At 68.3% G+C, this 19157-nt stretch carries 15 protein-coding genes; 5 read left to right on the top strand and 10 right to left on the bottom strand.

Features of this window, described 5'->3' with window-relative positions; translation table 11 throughout:
- Nucleotides 1-107 precede the first annotated feature (107 nt).
- Nucleotides 108-1517, top strand: coding sequence for a DUF222 domain-containing protein (locus tag DQ353_RS10675; protein WP_113762745.1), 1410 nt, complete (start codon nucleotides 108-110; stop codon nucleotides 1515-1517).
- Between the two features lie 81 nt (nucleotides 1518-1598).
- On the opposite strand, the gene DQ353_RS10680 is transcribed toward DQ353_RS10675, so the two are convergent.
- Nucleotides 1599-2561: an ROK family protein gene (locus tag DQ353_RS10680; protein ID WP_113762746.1), complete on the bottom strand. Its 963-nt coding sequence runs from the start codon at nucleotides 2559-2561 to the stop codon at nucleotides 1599-1601.
- The gene (locus DQ353_RS10685; protein ID WP_113762747.1) at nucleotides 2558-3763 is read right to left on the bottom strand and encodes an LOG family protein; all 1206 of its coding nucleotides are present in this window, start codon (nucleotides 3761-3763) and stop codon (nucleotides 2558-2560) included. The genes DQ353_RS10680 and DQ353_RS10685 overlap by 4 nt, the downstream gene beginning before the upstream one ends.
- Nucleotides 3764-3864: 101 nt before the next feature.
- Here DQ353_RS10685 and DQ353_RS10690 point away from each other — a divergent pair, with 101 nt between their 5' ends.
- On the top strand, nucleotides 3865-7197 hold the full coding sequence (locus tag DQ353_RS10690) for a DEAD/DEAH box helicase (protein WP_113762748.1): 3333 nt from the start codon (nucleotides 3865-3867) through the stop codon (nucleotides 7195-7197).
- Here the strand turns inward: DQ353_RS10690 and DQ353_RS10695 are convergent.
- On the bottom strand, nucleotides 7194-7814 hold the full coding sequence (locus DQ353_RS10695) for a TetR/AcrR family transcriptional regulator C-terminal domain-containing protein (protein ID WP_113762749.1): 621 nt from the start codon (nucleotides 7812-7814) through the stop codon (nucleotides 7194-7196). The two genes, DQ353_RS10690 and DQ353_RS10695, sit on opposite strands and share 4 nt — an antisense overlap.
- Before the next feature lie 197 nt (nucleotides 7815-8011).
- On the opposite strand from DQ353_RS10695, the gene DQ353_RS10700 reads away from it, so the two are divergent.
- The gene (locus DQ353_RS10700; protein WP_113762750.1) at nucleotides 8012-9043 is read left to right on the top strand and encodes an agmatine deiminase family protein; all 1032 of its coding nucleotides are present in this window, start codon (nucleotides 8012-8014) and stop codon (nucleotides 9041-9043) included.
- Nucleotides 9040-10587 (top strand): APC family permease, encoded by a 1548-nt coding sequence (locus DQ353_RS10705; protein ID WP_113762751.1) that lies wholly within the window; start codon nucleotides 9040-9042, stop codon nucleotides 10585-10587. The genes DQ353_RS10700 and DQ353_RS10705 overlap by 4 nt, the downstream gene beginning before the upstream one ends.
- 72 nt (nucleotides 10588-10659) lie before the next feature.
- Here the strand turns inward: DQ353_RS10705 and DQ353_RS10710 are convergent, their stop codons facing one another.
- From DQ353_RS10710 to DQ353_RS10720, 3 genes are all read right to left on the bottom strand, one after another.
- Nucleotides 10660-12831 (bottom strand): bifunctional polysaccharide deacetylase/glycosyltransferase family 2 protein, encoded by a 2172-nt coding sequence (locus DQ353_RS10710; RefSeq protein ID WP_286166748.1) that lies wholly within the window; start codon nucleotides 12829-12831, stop codon nucleotides 10660-10662.
- Entirely contained in the window at nucleotides 12828-13424 is a 597-nt protein-coding gene (locus DQ353_RS21660; RefSeq protein ID WP_181578336.1) for a hypothetical protein, read from the bottom strand. The genes DQ353_RS10710 and DQ353_RS21660 overlap by 4 nt, the downstream gene beginning before the upstream one ends.
- A 99-nt stretch (nucleotides 13425-13523) precedes the next feature.
- Entirely contained in the window at nucleotides 13524-14579 is a 1056-nt protein-coding gene (locus DQ353_RS10720) for a zinc-dependent alcohol dehydrogenase family protein (RefSeq protein WP_113762752.1), read from the bottom strand.
- Between the two features lie 331 nt (nucleotides 14580-14910).
- Between DQ353_RS10720 and DQ353_RS10725 the strand changes: the two genes are divergently transcribed.
- Nucleotides 14911-15195, top strand: coding sequence for a hypothetical protein (locus tag DQ353_RS10725; RefSeq protein WP_113762753.1), 285 nt, complete (start codon nucleotides 14911-14913; stop codon nucleotides 15193-15195).
- A gap of 24 nt (nucleotides 15196-15219) precedes the next feature.
- On the opposite strand, the gene DQ353_RS10730 is transcribed toward DQ353_RS10725, so the two are convergent.
- From DQ353_RS10730 to DQ353_RS10745, 4 genes are read right to left on the bottom strand one after another with little or no spacing between them, the layout of a single operon-like run.
- Complete coding sequence (locus DQ353_RS10730) at nucleotides 15220-16221, bottom strand: PDR/VanB family oxidoreductase (protein WP_286166749.1); 1002 nt, start codon at nucleotides 16219-16221, stop codon at nucleotides 15220-15222.
- A 2-nt stretch (nucleotides 16222-16223) separates the two neighbouring features.
- Nucleotides 16224-17366 carry an aminotransferase class I/II-fold pyridoxal phosphate-dependent enzyme gene (locus DQ353_RS10735; protein ID WP_286166765.1) on the bottom strand — a complete coding sequence of 381 codons (1143 nt, stop codon included), beginning with the start codon at nucleotides 17364-17366 and terminating at the stop codon, nucleotides 16224-16226.
- A gap of 54 nt (nucleotides 17367-17420) precedes the next feature.
- Nucleotides 17421-18188 carry an amino acid ABC transporter ATP-binding protein gene (locus tag DQ353_RS10740; RefSeq protein WP_286166750.1) on the bottom strand — a complete coding sequence of 256 codons (768 nt, stop codon included), beginning with the start codon at nucleotides 18186-18188 and terminating at the stop codon, nucleotides 17421-17423.
- Nucleotides 18185-19153, bottom strand: a complete 969-nt coding sequence (locus DQ353_RS10745; protein ID WP_286166751.1) for an amino acid ABC transporter permease — start codon at nucleotides 19151-19153, stop codon at nucleotides 18185-18187. Before DQ353_RS10745 ends, DQ353_RS10740 begins: the two co-directional genes overlap by 4 nt.
- Nucleotides 19154-19157: the final 4 nt, after the last annotated feature.

The raw sequence follows: 19157 nt of genomic DNA on the forward strand, positions 1-19157 counted from the left end.
TGGCATCTGCGGGGAAGGGCAGTCGCCCATGAAGCACAATGGAACATATTTTCGATCTTCCTTGAACAACTGTTTCATTTCTCGATGTCCGGTTCTACAATGGAGGCATGGCAACGACGTCATCGAGCGGCATCCCTTCAGCCGGCACCACCACAGGTGGAGCCGGGAAGGATCTGGGCTACGACGCGTTGCTGGCCGACGGTGCGGATATGGATGCATTGGTCGCCGAACATCTGGCCCGCACCGGCACCGAGGGGATCCTGTCCCTGGCCACCGCCGTGAACGCGGCCCCGGTGCTGACCGGAACCCATGATGCGGTGGCCGCTGTTGGCGCCCTCGAGACCTTGAAATGCGCCGCCACGGCGAAGCAGGCCGACCACAGTGTCGCCTACCAGGACTGCCTGGTTGCCGATCGGAAGCGCGCCGGGATCAGGGAGAAGAACCCCGCCTGGGGTTCCAGCGGGGACGTTGCCCTGGCACTGCACCTGTCCCCGACGGGCGGGACCAACCGCACCAACGACTTCCGACTCCTTGCCGAAGATCTGCCCCGCTGCCACCAGGGGCTGCGCCGGGGCATCCTGACCTGGGACCAGGTACACGTGGTCATCAGCGGCACCCGGAACCTCAAGATCGAAAACCGCAGAATGCTCGATTCCCTGCTGTGGGAGGACACCCACACCTGCTTCGTGGCAGGGATTGCGACGCTGCGTGAGTTGGTCGAATACTGGGCCCTCATCCTGGAACCGGAAACCGCCGAAAAGAAGGAAGAAGATGCTGCCGACAAGCGGTATGCCAGCGGCTACCAGCTGAATGAAAACACCGTGCGGATCGTCGGCGAGTTCCCGCTGGACCAGGGCATCCCCATCCTGCAGGTCCTCAACCGCGAGATGGAACGTCCCCGGGAGCCCGGGGACGAGCGCACCAATGCCCAGGTCGCGGCCGACACCGTCTTCGAGGCGATGACCGACACCTCGGCCACCGGTTCCAGGCCCGTGGCGCTGTTCCTGATCATGGAGCCGGAGAGCCTTACCGGCGACAGCGACGAACCGGCGCTGATCCCGGGCCACGGCTACATCAGCGCCACCAAGGCACGCTCCCTGGTGGCTGGCGACCCCGCGCACCCGCTGAACACCTGGTACCGGCGCCTCTACGCCGCCCCGGAAACCGGCAAGCTTGTCGCCATGGACTCCGCGGCCCGCCGCTTTGCCGGAAACCTCAAGCGCTTCATCAGCCTCCGCGACCAACGCTGCCGCACCCCGCATTGCAACGGCCGCATCCAGGAACTCGACCACATCGTGCAGGTGCGCCGCAACGGCAAGACCACCGAGAACAACGCCTCGGGTCGATGCAAAACCTGCAACAAGACCAAGGAAGCGCCCGGCTGGCACGAGGAACCGCTGTCCGGGAAGGGCCGGCACTCCTTCAAGATCACCACCCCCAGCGGCCACAGCTACATCTCCACGGCTCCGCCACTGCGGCCCGGCACCGGCATGGACCGGCCACCCCAGCGAAAATAAACCCACACACCTACACCACGGGGGATGCATCCACGCATCCCCGGAACACCCATGCGCCCAGGGGGTGCAGGAGGCCGAGCATCAGTCGGCGAGCGCCCGACGAGCCAGGTCTGCGGCACCCACCAATCCCGCATCAGCCCCCAGTTCTGCACGAGCAACTTCCGCAAAGGGCCGATAGCCGCGCCCGCTCAAGTTCTCCCGGTATGTGGCTTCGGCGGTTTCCACCAACAACGGCACCGCAGCACCCAGCCCTCCGCCAATCACGAAGATTCCCGGGTCCAGCACCGCCGCCAAGTTAGCCAACCCACGCCCCAGCCATTGGCCGGCCTCGATGATCAATTCACGGCAGGCCGGGTCCCCGTCGGCGGCAAGGGCGGTGACAAGCTCACCGGTCACCAGGTGCGGGTCGTTGCGCGCGGCCTCGCGCAGCGCAAAGGCCACCGGCGAGTGCACTGCCATCAGGCTGCGCCCCTCCCGGGCCAGGGCATTGCCCGAGGCATATTGCTCCCAGCATCCACGGTTCCCGCAGGCGCAACGCTGCCCGCCGGGAACAATGGTTTGGTGGCCGAACTCCGAGCCCACCCCGAACCTACCGCGCTGCAGCAGCCCGTCAACGACGATGGCGCCGCCGATCCCGGTGCCAAGGGTCAGGCAGACCACGTGGCTGTGCCCTCGAGCGGCACCGAATCGGTATTCGGCCCAGCCGGCGGCATCCGCGTCGTTGCTCAACAACACCCGGCGTCCCGTGGCGGCCTCGAGCTTGGCGCGCAGCGGTTCGTTGCGCCAGGCCAGATGCGGGGAGAAGAGCACCGAGCCGCCGTCCGGGTCCATCCATCCGGCCGCACCCACGCCCACCGTTGCCTCCGGGGCATCAGCGCCGAGCTCGGCGATGAGCGATGCCACGGTGTCCAGCACCGCGGCCGGGTCATGCCCGAGCGTCGCGTACCGAAGGTGCCGAGAGACCTTCCCGTCCGAGCCAACCAAGCCTGCGGCGATCTTGGTGCCACCGATGTCGATGCCGATGGCAGGGGAACCTGCACTCATGCCAGTCCCCGGACCCCGGAGATCGAGCCGTCGTTGAACTCCACCAGGATGCGCACCGCTTCGGCCGCATCCTCGACCAGGAAGATCTTCTCCTCCATGGCCCGGCCGCGGGCCAGGTCGGCCAGCAGCGGGTAGGCCGGCAGCGTCCGGGTCCAGTGCTCGATGCCCACCAGCACCATCGGGCTGATGCTGCCTTCGGCCCCGTAGAAGTTCTCGCAGGCGTCCTGGAAGATTTCCTGCACGGTCCCGGCTGCGCCTGGCAGGAACACGATGCCCCCGGGGCAGCTCTTCAGCAGCACGGCCTCGCGTGTGGCGTTGGCGAAGTACTTGGCGATGTGGGTGGCGAACATGTTCGGCGGCTCGTGTCCGTAGAACCAGGTGGGGATCCCCAGGTTCGCCAGGCCCGCGGGCCAGCGTTCGCGCACGCGGGCCGCGGCCCGAGCCCAGCGGGTCACCGACGGGGCGAACCCCGGCTCCTCCGCCAGCATGCCCAGCGCCTCGGCCAGGTTCTCGGTGCTGCCCGACCCCAGGTAGGCGCCCAGGTTCGCGGCTTCCATGGCCCCGGGCCCGCCTCCGGTGGCGACGATGAACCCGGCCCCGGACAGGGCATGGCCCAGCCGTGCGGCCCGCTCGTACCCCGCCGATCCCCGTTCCTGGGCGTGCCCGCCCATGACCCCGACCAGCGGTGCGTGGGACAGCGCGCCGTCGCGTATCTGCGAATCCAGCCGCGAACCGATGGCGTGGTCGTGCAGGGTGGTGGACAGCGCGGCGTTCAAGGCGTCGTGGGCGCCGGCGCCGTAGCGGTGCGAGGCCCAGGCGTAGATCCGGGCATCGGTCACCGATTCGTAGGACCCGGCGTCCAGGCCCGCGTAGAGCTCGCTCCCGGAATACAGCTCACCGCGGTAGGGGTCGAAGGGCAGTCCGGGGATCTCGGGGAAGACCAGTGCCCCGCCCCCGCGCAACCGGCGCTCGATCTTGCCCTCGATGTCGCAACCCATGAACACCGAGCCTGCCGAGCGCAGCTTTTCCAGCACCGCGCTGCGTGCGCGCAGGTCCACCGACTGCACGTGCCAGCCGTGCATGGAGGCCGCCAGGCGCTTGTCCGTCAGCGCCAGCGCGGTGGCCGCATGCCTGTCGAAGTCGCCCAGCGACGCAATCTCAATGATGCGCGGGAGCGGATGCAGGGCCGGAGTGCTGTTCATGACACCTAGGCTAGCGACTTTCGGGTCCCCGGACCGTATTCTTCGGCACGGTGACCCTCCCGGGTTAGGGCTGGAGGTGCTGAACGTGAAACGATGGGAGGATGACCGAATCTGCTTTTCCCATGGTCGATGCGCGTGAAATCCTGCGTGTCGTCGGCGGTGTCTCCTTCACCCGCGGCAAGGTGCTGGCCACCGACGCCGCGCTGAGCGGGTTCGCGTGGGATCCGGTCGACCAGGCCATGTCCGCCACGGTGTCCGAGGATTCCGAGCCCGCCCACGAGGTGCGCATCGCGCTGGCCGCCAAGAAGGGCGAGCGCGTCATCGACGATGCCGCCTGCCCGTGCGGGGCCGCGCCGGCCTGCCGCCACGTGGCGGCCGTGCTCATTTACTCGAACTCCATGCACCTGCGTGCCAAGGACGTGGTGTACCGCAACACCGCCGTGGCCGTTCCGGCTTGGCAGCAGGCGCTGCAGGAGCTGCTCGCCCCGGCCCCTGCCACCCCCACGTCCCTGGGCGGGGCCAACTCCAAGCACCCGGTGCTGCAGATGGGCCTGCAGTTCGAGCTGCAGGACACCACGCTCTCGGCGCACCAGCAATGGGCCCCCGGGTCCGGGGTGGGGCAGCTGAAGGTCGCCTCGAGGCGCTGGCGGCTGGGCGTGCGCCCGGTGGTGCGTTCGGGGTCCGACCGCTGGGCGCGGTCGAACCTGCGCTGGAACACCATCAGCTTCAAGACCTTCGGGCTGAACCTGGACATCGAGCAGTACCGCTGGTTCTGCCAGTTCGTGCCGCTCTACCGGGCCAAGGGCGAGCTCTACTTCGGCGAGGACAACGACTGGCTCTACCTCGACGAATACGCCTCGGCGCTGCTCTGGGAACTGCTGCCCACGGCCAAGGCCCTGGGCGTGGCGCTGGTGGGCATGCGCACCAACACCCGGATCCTGCTCTCCTCCCCCGCCCACGTCGCCCTGGGCGCGCGGGCCGGGGAAGACGGACTGGCGCTGGCACCGTCGCTGTCGATGGGCGGGCACCGCTTCATCCTTGACGCGCATTCGCCGGCCGGCTCCATCGGCAACCACGGCGTCTATGCCGCCACCGAGGACCAGAACGAGATCTTCCTGGGCCAGGTCCCCGGCGGGCTGAGCCACACCGAGCTGTCGATGCTGCACCACCCCGAGACCCTCAACGTCCCGGAGGCCGAGACCGGGGAATTCTTCTCCCGCGTCTACCCGCGTCTGGCCCGCAAGCTGCGGTTCACCAGCCCCGACGATTCCGTGGCGCTGCCGGCGGTGCTGCCGCCCAAGCTGGTGGCCAGGATCCGCTACGGCACCGGCGAAACCGTCGACGTGGACTGGGTCTTCGACTACCAGGGCATGGTCGTGGACGCGGCGGACCGCGACACCGCGGTGGAATCCGCGCTGGAATCCGAAGTGCTTCAAATCCTGAACCAATACCCGGCCTTCGAGTCAACGGTGCTGGGCCCCAAGCACCTGGCGGGCCTTGAGGTCATCGACTTCGTGCGCCGCGTCCTTCCGGCCCTGGCCGGGATCAAGGACCTGGTGCTCAACGAGACCGGCACCCGCCCGGTGTTCCACGAGCTCACCGAGGCCCCGGAGCTGGTCATCACCACCGTGGAATCGGACCGCCGCGACTGGTTCGACCTGGGCCTGCTGATCTCCATCGGCGGGCGGCAGATCCCCTACGCCGACATCCTGCGCGCCCTGGCCCAGGGCCAGACCAAGCTGCTGATGCCCGACCGCACCTACTTCTCCCTGGAGGATCCGCTCTTCGCCAAGCTCCGCGCCCTGGTCGCCGAGGCCAGCGGGCTGCGGGACATGAAGGACAAGGAAGCGGACATCTCCCTGACCCAGTACCAGTACGCCCTGTGGGAGGAACTGGATGCGCTGGCCACGCACATCGAGGGCCCGGACCAATGGGTCAGCGCACTGAACTCGCTGGTGGATTTGAAGACCACCGCGGTCACCGACCTGCCCGAGACGCTGAACGCGACGTTGCGCCCCTACCAGGTCGAGGGCTTCGGCTGGCTGGCCACGCTGTGGCGCAACGGGTTGGGCGGGGTGCTGGCCGATGACATGGGCCTGGGCAAGACCGTGCAGACCCTGGCCCTGATGCTGCACGCCCACCAGGTGTGGGCCAACCCCGAGGCCTTTGAGGGCATCACCGCCCAGGCCAAGGTCCGCGCCCCGTTCCTGGTGGTCGCCCCGACCTCGGTGGTGTCCAACTGGAAGGACGAGGCCGCGCGCTTCGCCCCGAGCCTGCGGGTCGTGGCGGTCACCGACACCGAGTCGCGCGCCGCAGCCTCGCTGGCGGCCCTGGCCAAGGAATACGACGTCATCGTCACCTCCTACACGCTGCTGCGCCTGGACGACGACGCGTACGCGGACATCAACTGGGCCGGTTTGATCCTGGACGAGGCGCAGTTCGTGAAGAACAAGGCGACCAAGGCGCACCACGTGGCCCGGGACATGCCCGCCCGCTTCAAGCTGGCGATCACCGGCACGCCCATGGAAAACAACCTCATGGAGCTCTGGTCGATCTTCGCCATCGTCTCCCCCGGGCTCTTCCCCTCGGCGGTGCGCTTTGCGGAGAACTACCAGCGGCCCATCGAACGCCAGGGACTACCCGAGCCGCTGGTGCGCCTGCGCCGGCGGATCCGCCCGTTCATGCTGCGCAGGACCAAGGACGCGGTGGTCACAGACCTGCCGCCGAAGCAGGAGCAGGTGCTGCACGTGGAACTGGGCGAGGCGCACCGGAAGGTCTACGACACGCACCTGCACCGCGAGCGGCAGAAGGTGCTGCGCCTGGTCGACGACATGGACAAGAACCGGTTCACGATCTTCCAGTCGCTGACCCTGCTGCGGATGCTGGCCCTGGACGCCTCGCTGGTGGATCCCGACTATGGCGACGTCCCCAGCGCCAAGCTGGACGTGCTCTTCGAGCAGCTCGAGGACGTGCTCGCCGAGGGCCACCGCGCGCTGATCTTCTCCCAGTTCACCTCCTTCCTGAAGAAGGCCGCGGACCGGCTGGATGCCGCGGGGGTGCCGTACGCCTACCTTGACGGCTCCACGCGCAAGCGCGCCGAGGTCATCAACTCGTTCAAGTCGGGTCAGGCCCCGGTGTTCCTGATCTCGTTGAAGGCCGGCGGCTTCGGGCTGAACCTCACCGAGGCCGACTACTGCTTCCTGCTGGATCCCTGGTGGAACCCGGCTGCGGAATCGCAGGCCGTCGACCGGGCGCACCGCATCGGGCAGACCCGCAATGTGATGGTCTACCGGATGGTCGCCAAGGACACCATCGAGGAGAAGGTGGTGGCGCTGCAGGATTCCAAGCGCCAGCTGATCTCCTCGGTCATGGACGAGGGCGCGGGCTTCGGCAAGGTGCTGAACGCGGACGACATCCGCGAACTGCTGCGCTAGGTGGCCGCCGCCGTCGAGGCGGCCTGGAGGGCGAATCCCGCCAGCAGGATCTCCAGGCCGTACTCGAAGGTCCGCTGCGCGCGGTCCCCGGACCCCAGGCCCGCAGCCAGCGCCTCGCGCCAGGGGCCTGCCGCGTCATCGCCGGCCTCCCACACCTGCGCCGGAGCCGCTGCGTCCAACGCGGAGCCGAGCACGAACGAGTCCAGCACCGTGATCGCGGCCAGTGACTGTTCGGGGCCGAAACCGCCGGCGGACAGGGCGTCGGCGAGCAGCTCATAGACCCGCAGCGTCGCCGCGTCGCGGACCGTGTAGGCGGTCAGCAACGGGATCAGCTTCGGGTGCCTGGCATAGGAGCGCATGTAACCGGTCGCGATCCGCCGCAGCGTGTCCACCCAGTCGGTGCCCGGTTCGGGCAGCTCGATCTTCCCCATCGCCTCACCGCGCATCAATTCGATGATGTCGGACTTCGACGCCACGTGGTTGTAGAGCGAGGAGGGGCTCACGCCCATGGCCCTGGCCAGGGCCGGGATGGTGAACTCCCCGTGCGCGTCGACCAGTTCCAGGGCAGCGGCGGCAATCGCGGAGACGGAGAGCTTGGGGGTGCTGGGCCGTGCCATGGATGGCTCCTGGAAGTGGGGGGGTCGGGGACCTGTTCACAAAAGTCTAACGAACTACATTCGTTTTGCCCCTTGCGCCACGTGACCCAAGCCACCATAATAAAACGAACGACATTCATTTATGTGACGGCGATCTCCGCGCGTGACCTTCCATCTCGATCGCTTCCCACACACCCAGCACCTTGCAGGAGTCAGACATGAACTGGATCATGCCCGCCGAGACCTCGGCCCAGAAACGCGTGTGGATGGCCTTTCCGCACGAGGGCTACACGCTTGGCGACACCGAGGCCGAGGCCCACGCCGCGCGCTCGACCTGGGCCAACGTCGCCCATGCGGTGGCCGAGTTCGCACCGGTTTCCATGGTCGTGGACCCGGCTGACACGCAGATCGCCGCGCGCTACCTCGACGAGCGGATCGAGATCCGCACTGCCGAGCTCAACGACGCCTGGATGCGCGACATCGGCCCCACCTTCGTCACCAATGACGCCGGCGAACTCGCAGCCGTCGACTGGGTCTTCAACGGCTGGGGTGCCCAGGACTGGGCGGCCTGGGACAAAGACGCGTTGATCGGTGCCGCGGTCGCCGAATGGGCCGGGGTGCCACGCATCGCCTCGAATCTTGTCAACGAGGGCGGAGCCATCCACGTGGACGGCGAAGGCACGGTGCTGGCCACCGAGTCGGTGCAGCTGGACCCGGGGCGCAACCCCGGGATCACCAAGGAGCAGGTCGAAGCGGAGTTCGCCCGCACCTTGGGTGCCACCAAGGTGCACTGGCTTCCCCGCGGGCTGGCCCGCGACACCGAGGAGTTCGGCACCCGCGGACACGTGGACATCGTCGCCACCATCCCCTCCCCCGGCACCGTGCTGGTGCACAGCCAGCAGCACCCCGGGCACCCGGACCACGCCATTTCCCGGGAGCTGATTGCCACCTTCCGCGGCGCCACCGACGCGAGGGGCCGCGAATTCAACGTCATCGAGGTCCCCGCCCCGACCGTGCTGCGCGACGCGGATGGCTTCGTGGACTACAGCTACATCAACCACCTGGTGGTCAATGGCGGCGTGGTGGCCTGCACCTTCGACGACCCGAACGACGAAGCCGCCCTTGCCGTGCTGGCCGCGGCCTACCCGGGGCGCAAGGTCGTGGGCGTGGATGCCCGCGAGCTCTACGCCCGCGGCGGCGGCATCCACTGCATCACCCAGCAGGAACCCGCAGCCGGGGGCAGGCCATGAGCCTGTCCACCGCCCGTCGCACCCAGGCTCCCGTCCCTTCATCCGGCACCGGGCCAATCCGGTCCAAGGGCCTGGCCTCCGGCCAGCTGGGGCTCTTCGCCGCCGTCATGATCGGGATCTCGACCATCGCCCCGGCCTACGTCCTGACCTCCTCGCTTGGCCCGACGGTCCAGGCCATCGGAACCCAGCTGCCGGCGATCTTCATCATCGGATTCATCCCGATGTTCCTGGTGGCGCTGGCCTACCGCGAGCTGAATGCCGATACCCCGGATTCGGGCACGACCTTCACCTGGGTGGCCAAGGCCTTCGGCCCGGTGCTGGGCTGGCTGGGCGGCTGGGGCCTGCTGGCCGCCAACATCATCGTGCTCTCCAACCTCGCCGGGGTCGCCGTCGACTTCTTCTACCTGTTCCTGGCCCAGGCCACCGGCAACCCGGCCCTGGCGGAGCTGGCCGACAACAGGCTCATCAACGTCGCCACCTGCCTGGTTTTCGTGGCGGCCGCGGTGTTCATCGCCTGCCGCGGGCTGAGAACCACGCGCATGGTGCAATACGTGCTGGTCGGGTTCCAGCTGGCGGTGCTGGCCTGGTTCACGATCAGCGCCATCTCCAAGGCCGCGGACCGGCCCGGGAACCTGGCCTTTGACGCCTCGTGGTTCAACCCCGTGCACATCGATTCATTCTCCGCCTTTGCCGTGGGCCTGAGCCTGTCGATCTTCGCGTTCTGGGGCTGGGATGTCTGCCTGACCATGAACGAGGAGACCAAGAACGGCGAGAAGACCTCCGGCATGGCCGCGGCGCTGACCGCCATCGGCGTGCTGGCGATCTACCTGGCGGGCTCCGTCGCCACGCTCATGTTTGCCGGCGTCGGGGACACCGGGTTGGGCCTGCGCAACCCGGAGAACGCGGAGAACATCTTCACCGCCATCGCCGCGCCGGTCATGGGCCCGTTCGCGATCCTGCTCTCGCTGGCGGTGCTCTCCTCCTGTGCGGCATCGCTGCAGTCCACCATGATCTCCCCGGCCCGCTCGCTGCTGGCAATTTCCCACCACGGGGCGTTGCCGAAGCAGTTCACCAGGATCAACAGGTTCCAGTCCCCGGCCTTTGCCACCATGGTTGCCGGAGGCGTCTCGGCCGGCTTCTACGCGCTGATGCGTGTGCTGAGCAACAACGTCCTAAACGACACCATCCTGGCCCTGGGCATGATGATCTGCTTCTACTACGGGCTCACCGCCCTGGCCTGCGTCTGGTACTTCCGCCGCACGGCACTGGACTCGCTGCGCAACTTCGCCCTGCGCCTGCTGGCCCCGCTGTTGGGTGGCATCGCACTGGTGGCCGTCTTCATCCAGACAGCCGTCGATTCCTGGGACCCGGCCTACGGGTCGGGCTCCCAGCTCTTCGGGGTCGGGCTGGTCTTCGTTTTGGGCGTGGGCATCATTGCCCTCGGCGCGCTGTTCCTGGTGGGGGCCGCGGCACGCCGTCCGGAGTTCTTCTCCGGCCGCTCCCTGCCCCGAAGCGTTCCGGCCTCCGGGCGCGAGCGCGTGTAGCGTCTCGTCGATGGCCGCCAGGCGCGTCGGCAGCCATCGGGGGTTCCCGGTGGCTCGCGGCCCGCTGGTGCGTCAGGGCGTCGAGGCCCGGGTCTTCGAATCCAGCGGGACGCGCAGGGAACCATATCGTTCCATCCGGTGCCAGCGCAGTCGCACGCCGGCCAGCGCGGTGACCACCGACTGGATCACCACCAGGTACATCAGCTGCCGGTACACGAGCTGCTGCAGCGGCAGGGTCCACAGGGCGCGCAGCGGCTCGCGGTCGAGCCGGAACGCGTAGGCGGCCATGATGAACTGGATCAGCAGGAAGATTCCCCAGAGAACGGCGATCCGCACGGGATCCAGGAACACCAGGCCGTAGATGGCGAACACGTCCACGACGGGCGCGAAGAGCGGAAGCAGCACCTGGAAGACCAGCAGGTAGCCAAGCCCCCGGCGTCCCAGCTTCCCGGCCGCGCCCGACTGCGCGACGGCCCCGCGGTGCTTCCACATGGCCTGCAGCGTGCCATAGCACCAGCGGTAGCGCTGCTTCCACAGGGCCCCGAGGGTTGCCGGTGCCTCTGTCCAGGCCAGGGCGTCGTCCTCGTACACGACCCGCCAGCCGTCGCGGCACAGGGCCATGGTCAGGTCGGTGTCCTCGGCCAGGGTGTCGTTGCTGACCCCGCCCACCCGGGCCAGGGCCTCGCGGCGGAATGCGCCGATCGCACCGGGGACCGTGGGCATGCATTCGGCGACGTCGAACAGGCGGCGGTCCAGGTTGAACCCGACGACGTACTCGATGTGCTGCCACGCACCGAGGATGCCGCCGCGGTTGGCGATCTTGGTGTTGCCCGAAATGGCGCCGACCCGTGGATCGGAAAAGCGCTGGATCAGAACGTGGACGGTGTCGGGCTCGAAGACGGTGTCCCCGTCGACCATCACCACCAGGTCGTGGCGGGCCGCGGCGATCCCGGCGTTCAGGGCCGAGGGCTTCCCGCCGTTCTCCTTGCGGATGGTTTCGACATTCGGCAATCCGAGCGCCTCGACGATGTCGGCGGTGCCGTCCGTGGAACCGTCGTCGACGACGATGACCTGCACCGGATGGGTCGAGGCGGCGATGGACCGCACGGCAGCCTCGATGCCGGCCGATTCGTTGTACGCCGGGACGATCACGCTGACGGGCTCGAGGACCTCGGTGCGCATCGGCGCCGAGAACCAGGCCCGGTCCCGCTCGGCCGCGCGGGTTCGCCGCACTGCCCTGCTGTGCCGGAAGGCGACAACCATCACCAGCGCCGCCCTCCCCAGCGTCAGGACCCCGGCCGCGACCAGGCCCCACGAGATGGCCGTGGCAACGGCATCGGTGAACCGGATGCCGAAGACGAACGCGGTCCCGATCAAGGAGTCGGCGAAGGACGCCTGCCGGGTGCTGTCCACGCCGATCGAGTCGCCGACCGTGGTGAAGCGGTGGCCGGACGCGGCCTGCTTCCCAAGCGCCGCGGACAGCGCCTCGACGGTCTGGGACCGGTTCCCCCCTCCGTCGTGCATCAGGACCACCTGGCCACGGGCCCCGGGCTGCAGCAATCGTCCGATGACCACCTCGGCGCCGGGGGCGTTCTCGTCTGCGCTGTTGTGCGTGCTGAGCACGGTGAGAAAGCCCTCGTCCGCTGCCGTGTCCATGGCCGACCACTGGCCGTCGGTGGTCGACGCATTGTCTGTGCTGTGCGGCGGGCGCAGCAGCGACGGCGATAGGCCGGCGATCCCCGCTACGACCTTCTGGGCGCCCCTGATCTCGAGCTGGCGCCGCCATGCGGGGGCCGCGGAGAGATCGGCATGCGTGAGCGTCTGGATGCCGATCTCGTGACCCTCGGCGACCATGCGCCGCAGCAACTCGGGGTGCTTGATCGCCAAGGTGCCGGTCACGAAGAAGGTGGCGTGGACCCCGCGCTCCCGCAGGACATCGAGGATCTTCGGCGTCCAGGCCGGGTCGGGCCCGTCGTCGAAGGTCAGGGCCACGGTGTGGCCGGAGGGGCTGGCCGTGAGGACCTCCTCCCCGCGCGCATCAATGATCGGTCCGCCAGAAGAGACCGCCGCGGGAACGTTCCCGGTGGCGTGGCTCGCGGGCGCGGGGCGATCGTTGATTCCCGCAAGGTGGTTCATATATCCCTGGACGGCCAGCGACAGCCCTAGCGTCAGCACGACGACGAGCATGAGGAACCAGTGAGCCCCGATGCCGCCGGTGCGGGCGGCCCGGCGTCCGGTGCTCACGGGCGGGTTTCCCGGGTGGGTTTGGCCGGTCCGGCGTCGCTGTGTCCGGGGGCGGTTGCATTGCGACCGGGTGCGTCCCGGCTCTTTCCGCGGGTGGCCGGATCACTGCCGGGGGTCGGTGTGGCACTTGCCGGAGCGGTGCTCGGCGTGGCCTGCGGGCCAGTGGTTTCGCGGGGAACGGCCGAGCTGGAGGGGGCGGCGGATTCGGTTGCGGAAGAAGGCACGGCGGGGGCGGCGGTCCGCTCAGGGCTGTTTGTGGCCGCCTCGGTGCTGTCGGCTGCACCGGGTGGCGCCACGGGTGGTTCCCCGGCGCGCTCCGATACCGGGCCAGGGGTTGGTTGCGGTTTCGTCGGGGCTTCGGGCCCGGCCGCGACCACGGGCCGGCCCCCGGGAACCGGCAGCATCGGTGCCGCAATCGTGGAGCCGCCGAGGAAGGCGACCAGGAGCAGCACCACGTACAGCGTCATCAGGCCCAGGGCCACCATGCCGGCTTTCTTGAGTCGTTGCAGGCGCCTGCCAGACGGGTCGACGAAAACGGGGTCGGTTGCTGCGGTGGAGAATCCTCGGACGGGGGTTTGGCTGAAAGCTGGCATCGGTGACCAACGATAACGCATGCCCACAAAGGTCACAAAATGGTCACGATCGATGGTGTCGGCGTACAGGCTTTGCCATGTGGGCCCCGACATCGCCCGTTAGGGAACCAGCATGACCTTGATGGAAGTTCTCTCGTCCATGGCCCGGTAGGCCTCGGGCGCCTGCTCCAAGCCCATGACCGTGTCGAAGACCAGGCCGGGGTTGATCCCGCCGGCCAGCACGTCCTCGAGCAGTTCGGGCAGGTAGGCCCGGGTGCTTGCGGCACCGCCTGCGACCGAGATGTTCTTGGAGAAGAGCACCGAGATCGGCAGCCCGTCCTGGCCGTGCGGAACGCCCACGAAGCCCAGCGAGCCGCCGGGCCGGGTGCAGCGCAGCGCCTGGTCCATGGCCTCGGCGGTGCCCACGCATTCGAGCACCGAATCCGCCAGCACTCCCCCGAGCAGTTCGCGCACCTTCACGGCGGCCTCGGCACCGCGTTCGGACACCACATCGGTGGCCCCGAATTCGCGGGCCAGCGCCGCGCGGTCGGCGTGCCGGGACATCGCGATGATGCGTGTAGCACCCAGGCGCTTGGCGGCAAGCACCCCGCACAGACCCACGGCGCCGTCGCCGACGACCACGACGCTGCGCCCGGGCGCCACCCTGGCACCGAGGGCGGCATGGTGCCCGGTGCCCATCACATCGGAAAGTGCCAACAGCGACTTGGACAGTGCCTCGTCCGGTTCGCTGACGCCCGGGACCGGAACCAGGGTGCCGTCGGCGTTGGGGACCCGCACCGTTTCACCCTGCCCACCGTCCACCGGCAACCCGTTCTCGTCGTTCCCGCCCCAGGACGCCCGGTGCTCGCAGGCGACCTGGACGCCGTTGCGGCACGGCGGGCAGGTGCCGCAGCTATTGGCCCAGGGGGCCACCACGAAGTCGCCGACCTTCAAGGTGGCGACCTTGCACCCAAGCGCCGTCACGGTTCCGATGAATTCGTGGCCGATGCGCCGGGGCTCCGGGATCGGGTTGACGCCGCGGTAGGGCCAGAGGTCCGAGCCGCATACGCAGGCTGCGCCGACCTTGACGATTGCGTCGGTGTCGGCGAGCAGAACGGGATCGGGGCAGTCCTCGACGCGGATGTCCCGCGGTCCGTGGATCAGGGTGGCGCGCATGTTTGCCTCCGTAGGCCGGGATTGGTGTTTTCGCTTCCCAGCCTATGCTTGTTCGTTGGGAACGGACATCGCGAAACGATCCATATTCCGGACGCCCGGTGCATGTGACCCTTTGTTGCCCCCCTTGGACCTGTGGTGGCAAAGAGTCCCCGGTTCAACGTAGGGTTGACACAGCTTCACGAATTCTGGCTGCCAAATAGGCAAGGCTCCGACCTGCAAACCAGATACCAACCCCATAGTTGCACGGCGGGTGGTTCGGATGACGAAGCGGCCCTTTCGCGCATCCCGCACGCAGGGGCAAGGACAACGATTCTCCAAGGACGTGTGCATCATGTACAGCCCCACCCTGGCCACCGCTTCGCCCGCCAATCCCCTGCCGCGCTTTTCCGGCGACTGGATCACCGCGTGGCTCGATGTCGACAACGACACCAGCTTGCTGCACGTGGGCGCCGGGCCCGACGAGTGGATCCTCGAAGCACTCGCCCCGCACAAGCTCTCGGCAGCGCTGGAAGGCCGCGGGCCCGTCGAGGTCCAGTTCAACCCCGAGCTCCTGGTGGTGCTGCTGCCCGGGGCCCACGAACTGGTCGGCAATTCGTTCTTCCGCCTGCGCGCCTGAGGTCGTTGGCCCCGCAGCAGCTCGCTAGATGTCCAGGATCATGCGCAACCCCTTGCAACGGGACACGCAGATCATCATGGTGTCCCCCGCCTGGCGTTCCTCATCGGACAGCAGCGAGTCCCGGTGATCGATATCCCCCGAGACCACCGGGGTCTCGCAGGTCCCGCAGATCCCCTCCCGACAGGAGTTCAGCACCGGCACCCCGGCCTCCGCGAGCGCATCCAGGATGCTGGTGCCCACCGGCACCTGCACCTCGACGCCGTCGGTGGTTTCCACGGTGAACTCGTGGTCCCCTGCCGCCGGGGCGGTGGCGGTCGGGTCGGCCACGAACCGCTCGAAGTGGAACCGGGCCTTGTCTTCCCAACCGGCGGCCAGCGACGCAATGAAGTCCAGCAGCGGGCCCGGGCCACAGGCGTAGGTGTGGAACGCTGCGTCCGCGTCCCCCAGCAGCTCCTTCAGCGGATAGAGACCGGCGGTGTCATCGGCATGCACCTGCACCTTGTCCCCGTAGCGCGCCAGCTCGGCGGTGAACGCCATCGACTCCAGACTCCGGCCAAGGTAGAGCATTCGCCACGGGATCCCGGATTCCTCCGCCGCGGCGAGCATCGGCAGGATCGGGGTGATCCCGATGCCCCCGGCAATGAACAGGTATTCCGGGGCCGGCTGCAGCCCGAAGTTGTTGCGCGGTTCTCGGACCTTGACCCGGGCACCGGGCCGCAGGTCGTCATGCACGTAGGCGGAGCCGCCGCGGCCGGCCGGCTCGCGCAGCACCCCCAGCCGCCAGCGCCGGGCCCCGGCCTCGGAACACAGCGAGTACTGGCGCAGCAACCCGTTGGGCAGCAGCACGTCGATGTGCGATCCCGGGGTCCAGCCCGGCAGTGGCCGGGCTGCCGGGTGCGCCAGGTGCAAGGAGAGCACGCCCGAGGATTCGGTGCGGATCTCGGCGACCTCCATCTCGAAGAAGCCGTCCGTCCCGATGCCCAGGAGGGCCCCGGAATCAGGATCCAGTCCGCTGTCTATTGTCATGGTCACGATGCACCTCCGGTGCTGTGATGTGTTTCCGCGGACGATGCCGCGCTGTGCGAAGCCGGGATGCCCGGCAGGGAAGGTTCCAGCGAGTCGACGGCGGCCAGCACCGCGTCGGAGGCCTCGCGCACGGAGATGGTCACCCGCACTCCCGAGCCGGGGAAGGCACGAACGGAGACGCCGTGGGCCACGCAGGCGGCCTCCAACTCCAACGAGCGCGGTCCGGCGGGAATCCATATGAAGTTCCCGCCGCTGGGCGGGACCGGCAGCCGGCGGGCGAGCAACCCCTCGTGCAGGTAGGCACGCTCGGCCACGACCCCGGACACCGTGGCGGCCAGGTGGGCGTTGTCGGACCAGGCCGCGACCGCGCCGGCCTCGGCCAGCGAACTGAGCCCGAAAGGCGGGGCCACGGCACGGATATCCGCCGCGATGCCCATGCCGGTGAGCAGGTAGCCGGCCCGGGCCCCGGCCAGTGAGTAGGCCTTGGAGAAGGTCCGCAGGATGACCAGGTTCGGGTGGGACTCCAGCAGGTGCCGCGAGTCGGTTTCGGCGTCGGCGAACTCCCGGTAGGCCTCGTCGAGCACCACCAGCACGTGCCGCGGCATGCGGTCCAGGAATGCCGTGAGCTCCGCAATCTCCAGCACGGTGCCGGTGGGGTTGTTCGGGTTGCACAGCAGCACCATGCAGGTCTTTCCGGTAACCGCCTTGCCCATGGCGTCCAGGTCGTGCCGGTGGGCCGGGTCCAGGGGCACGGGAAGCGATTCGGCGCCGGCCAGGGCAATAAGCATCGGGTATGCCTCGTAGCTGCGCCATGCGTGCACCACGGTGGATCCGGCCGGAGCGTAGGCATCGAACAGCTGTCCCAGCAGGGCCAGTGATCCGCCGCCCACCACGACCTGTCCCGGGTCCAGGTCCAGCCCGGAAGCGATTGCCGCGACCAGCTCGCCACCGACGATGCCCGGGTACCGATTGGCTCCGGCCGCGGCGTCGGCCATCGCGGCAACGGCCGCCGGGGACGGTGCGGTGCACGATTCGTTCGAGGACCCCACCCAGCGCACGGTGTCCAGGCCCGCCGCCCGCGAGTACCTCGGCAGCGTGGCCACGATCGCGCGCGGCACCGGGCCTGCGCACATGCCGGTATGCATGCTCACTGTTTTGCTCCGTTCAGGGGGGTTGTCTTGGTGGTGTGCCCGAGCGGGCTAGGCCAGGACCTTGGAGAGGAACGCCTGGGTGCGTGTCTCACGCGGATTCCCCAAGACCTGGGTCGGGCTGCCTGATTCGACCAATTGCCCGTCGGCCATGAAGTGCACGACGTCGCCGACCTCTTTTGCAAAGCCCATTTCGTGGGTGACCACGATCATGGTCATGCCGGAGGCGGCCAGCGAACCCATCACGTCCAACACCTCCCCGACCAGCTCCGGGTCCAGCGCGCTGGTCGGCTCGTCGAAGAGCATCAGCCGCGGCTTCAGGGCCAGCGCGCGGGCGATCGCCACGCGCTGCTGCTGGCCTCCGGAGAGTTGGGCGGGGTAGTGCTTGTACTTGTCGGCCAGCCCGACGCGGTCCAGCAGTTCCATGCCCTCGCGCAGCGCCTGCGCCTTGTTGCGCTTCTGCACCACGACCGGTCCCTCGATGACGTTCTCCAGGGCCGTGCGGTGCGGGAACAGGTTGAACTGCTGGAAGACCATGCCCACTGCGGCGCGTTGCTTTGCCGTCTGGTTTTCCTTCAGTTCGTGCAGCTTGTTCCCGGAACGGCGGTAGCCGATGCGTTCCCCGGCCACCCACAATTCCCCGTCGTTGATCTTCTCGAGGTGGTTGATGCAGCGCAGGAACGTCGATTTGCCCGAGCCCGAGGGGCCCAGCAGGCAGGCGACCTGCCCGGCCTGCACCTCCAGGGAGATGCCCTTGAGGATTTCCAAGTGCCCGAAGGACTTGTGGACGTTGCGTGCCCGCAGCATGGGTTCGCTCATTTGGTGGGCTCCAATTCCGGTTCGTTGGCCTGGGCCGCGGCGGGTTCCGCGGCGGACGGAACCACTGTCTCGGCGGTTCCCGGGGTGGGCGGCTTCTTGCCCTTCATCGGGGTGAAACCGCGTTCGAAGTGCCGCTCGATGAAGTGCTGTCCGACCGAGAACACCGCGGTGACAGCCAGGTACCAGATCGCCGCGACGATCAGCAGCGGAATGGTCTGGAAGTTGCGCGAGTAGATGATCGAGACGCTGGTGAGCAACTCCGAGTAGCCGATCACGATGACCAGCGAGGTGTACTTGAGCATGCCGATGGTCTCGTTGCCGGTCGGCGGGATGATCACCCGCATGGCCTGCGGCAGCACGACCCGGCGCATGGTCTGCAGGCGGGACATGCCGATGGCCTTGGCGGCCTCGGTCTGTCCCGGCGAAATCGCCCGGATCCCGGAGCGCACGATCTCGCCCATGTAGGCGCCCTCGTTCAGGCTCAGGCCCAGCAGGGCCGCGGTGAACGGGGAAATGACCGAGTTCGTGTCGATGCTCAGCAACTCGGGCCCGAACGGGACGCCGAGGCCGATGGTGGGGACCAGCGCCGCCAGGAAGAACCAGAACAGCAGCTGCACCATCAGCGGGGTGCCGCGGAAGAACCACGAGTATGCCCAGGCGGCGGTGGACAGGATCGGGTTGCTCGAGAGCCGGCACACCGCCACCACGATGCCCAGCAGGACTCCGATGAGCATCGAGATCCCGGTGAGCATCAGCGTCTTGCCCAGGCCCGAGATCACCGGTGCGGCGAAGAGGTACTCCCCGACCACGTCCCAGTGGAAACGCTCGTTGGTGAACATCGCGTAGATGGTCATCGCCAGGATGCCCAGCACGGCCACGGCAGCCACCCAGCGGCCCACGAAGCGGGCAGGAACGACCCGCAGATCGGCTTCCTCGTTGCGTCGACCTTCGACGACGGCTGCCACCTGG

The sequence above is a fragment of the Arthrobacter sp. AQ5-05 genome (assembly GCF_003287975.1).
Lineage (GTDB): Bacteria > Actinomycetota > Actinomycetes > Actinomycetales > Micrococcaceae > Paeniglutamicibacter.

Coding starts and splice junctions, on each gene's coding strand:
- DQ353_RS10675 (WP_113762745.1), top strand. CDS start 108: ATGGCAACGACGTCATCGAGCGGCATCCCTTCAGCCGGCACCACCACA.
- DQ353_RS10680 (WP_113762746.1), bottom strand. CDS start 2,561: ATGAGTGCAGGTTCCCCTGCCATCGGCATCGACATCGGTGGCACCAAG.
- DQ353_RS10685 (WP_113762747.1), bottom strand. CDS start 3,763: ATGAACAGCACTCCGGCCCTGCATCCGCTCCCGCGCATCATTGAGATT.
- DQ353_RS10690 (WP_113762748.1), top strand. CDS start 3,865: ATGACCGAATCTGCTTTTCCCATGGTCGATGCGCGTGAAATCCTGCGT.
- DQ353_RS10695 (WP_113762749.1), bottom strand. CDS start 7,814: ATGGCACGGCCCAGCACCCCCAAGCTCTCCGTCTCCGCGATTGCCGCC.
- DQ353_RS10700 (WP_113762750.1), top strand. CDS start 8,012: ATGAACTGGATCATGCCCGCCGAGACCTCGGCCCAGAAACGCGTGTGG.
- DQ353_RS10705 (WP_113762751.1), top strand. CDS start 9,040: ATGAGCCTGTCCACCGCCCGTCGCACCCAGGCTCCCGTCCCTTCATCC.
- DQ353_RS21660 (WP_181578336.1), bottom strand. CDS start 13,424: ATGCCAGCTTTCAGCCAAACCCCCGTCCGAGGATTCTCCACCGCAGCA.
- DQ353_RS10720 (WP_113762752.1), bottom strand. CDS start 14,579: ATGCGCGCCACCCTGATCCACGGACCGCGGGACATCCGCGTCGAGGAC.
- DQ353_RS10725 (WP_113762753.1), top strand. CDS start 14,911: ATGTACAGCCCCACCCTGGCCACCGCTTCGCCCGCCAATCCCCTGCCG.
- DQ353_RS10730 (WP_286166749.1), bottom strand. CDS start 16,221: ATGACAATAGACAGCGGACTGGATCCTGATTCCGGGGCCCTCCTGGGC.
- DQ353_RS10735 (WP_286166765.1), bottom strand. CDS start 17,366: ATGCATACCGGCATGTGCGCAGGCCCGGTGCCGCGCGCGATCGTGGCC.
- DQ353_RS10740 (WP_286166750.1), bottom strand. CDS start 18,188: ATGAGCGAACCCATGCTGCGGGCACGCAACGTCCACAAGTCCTTCGGG.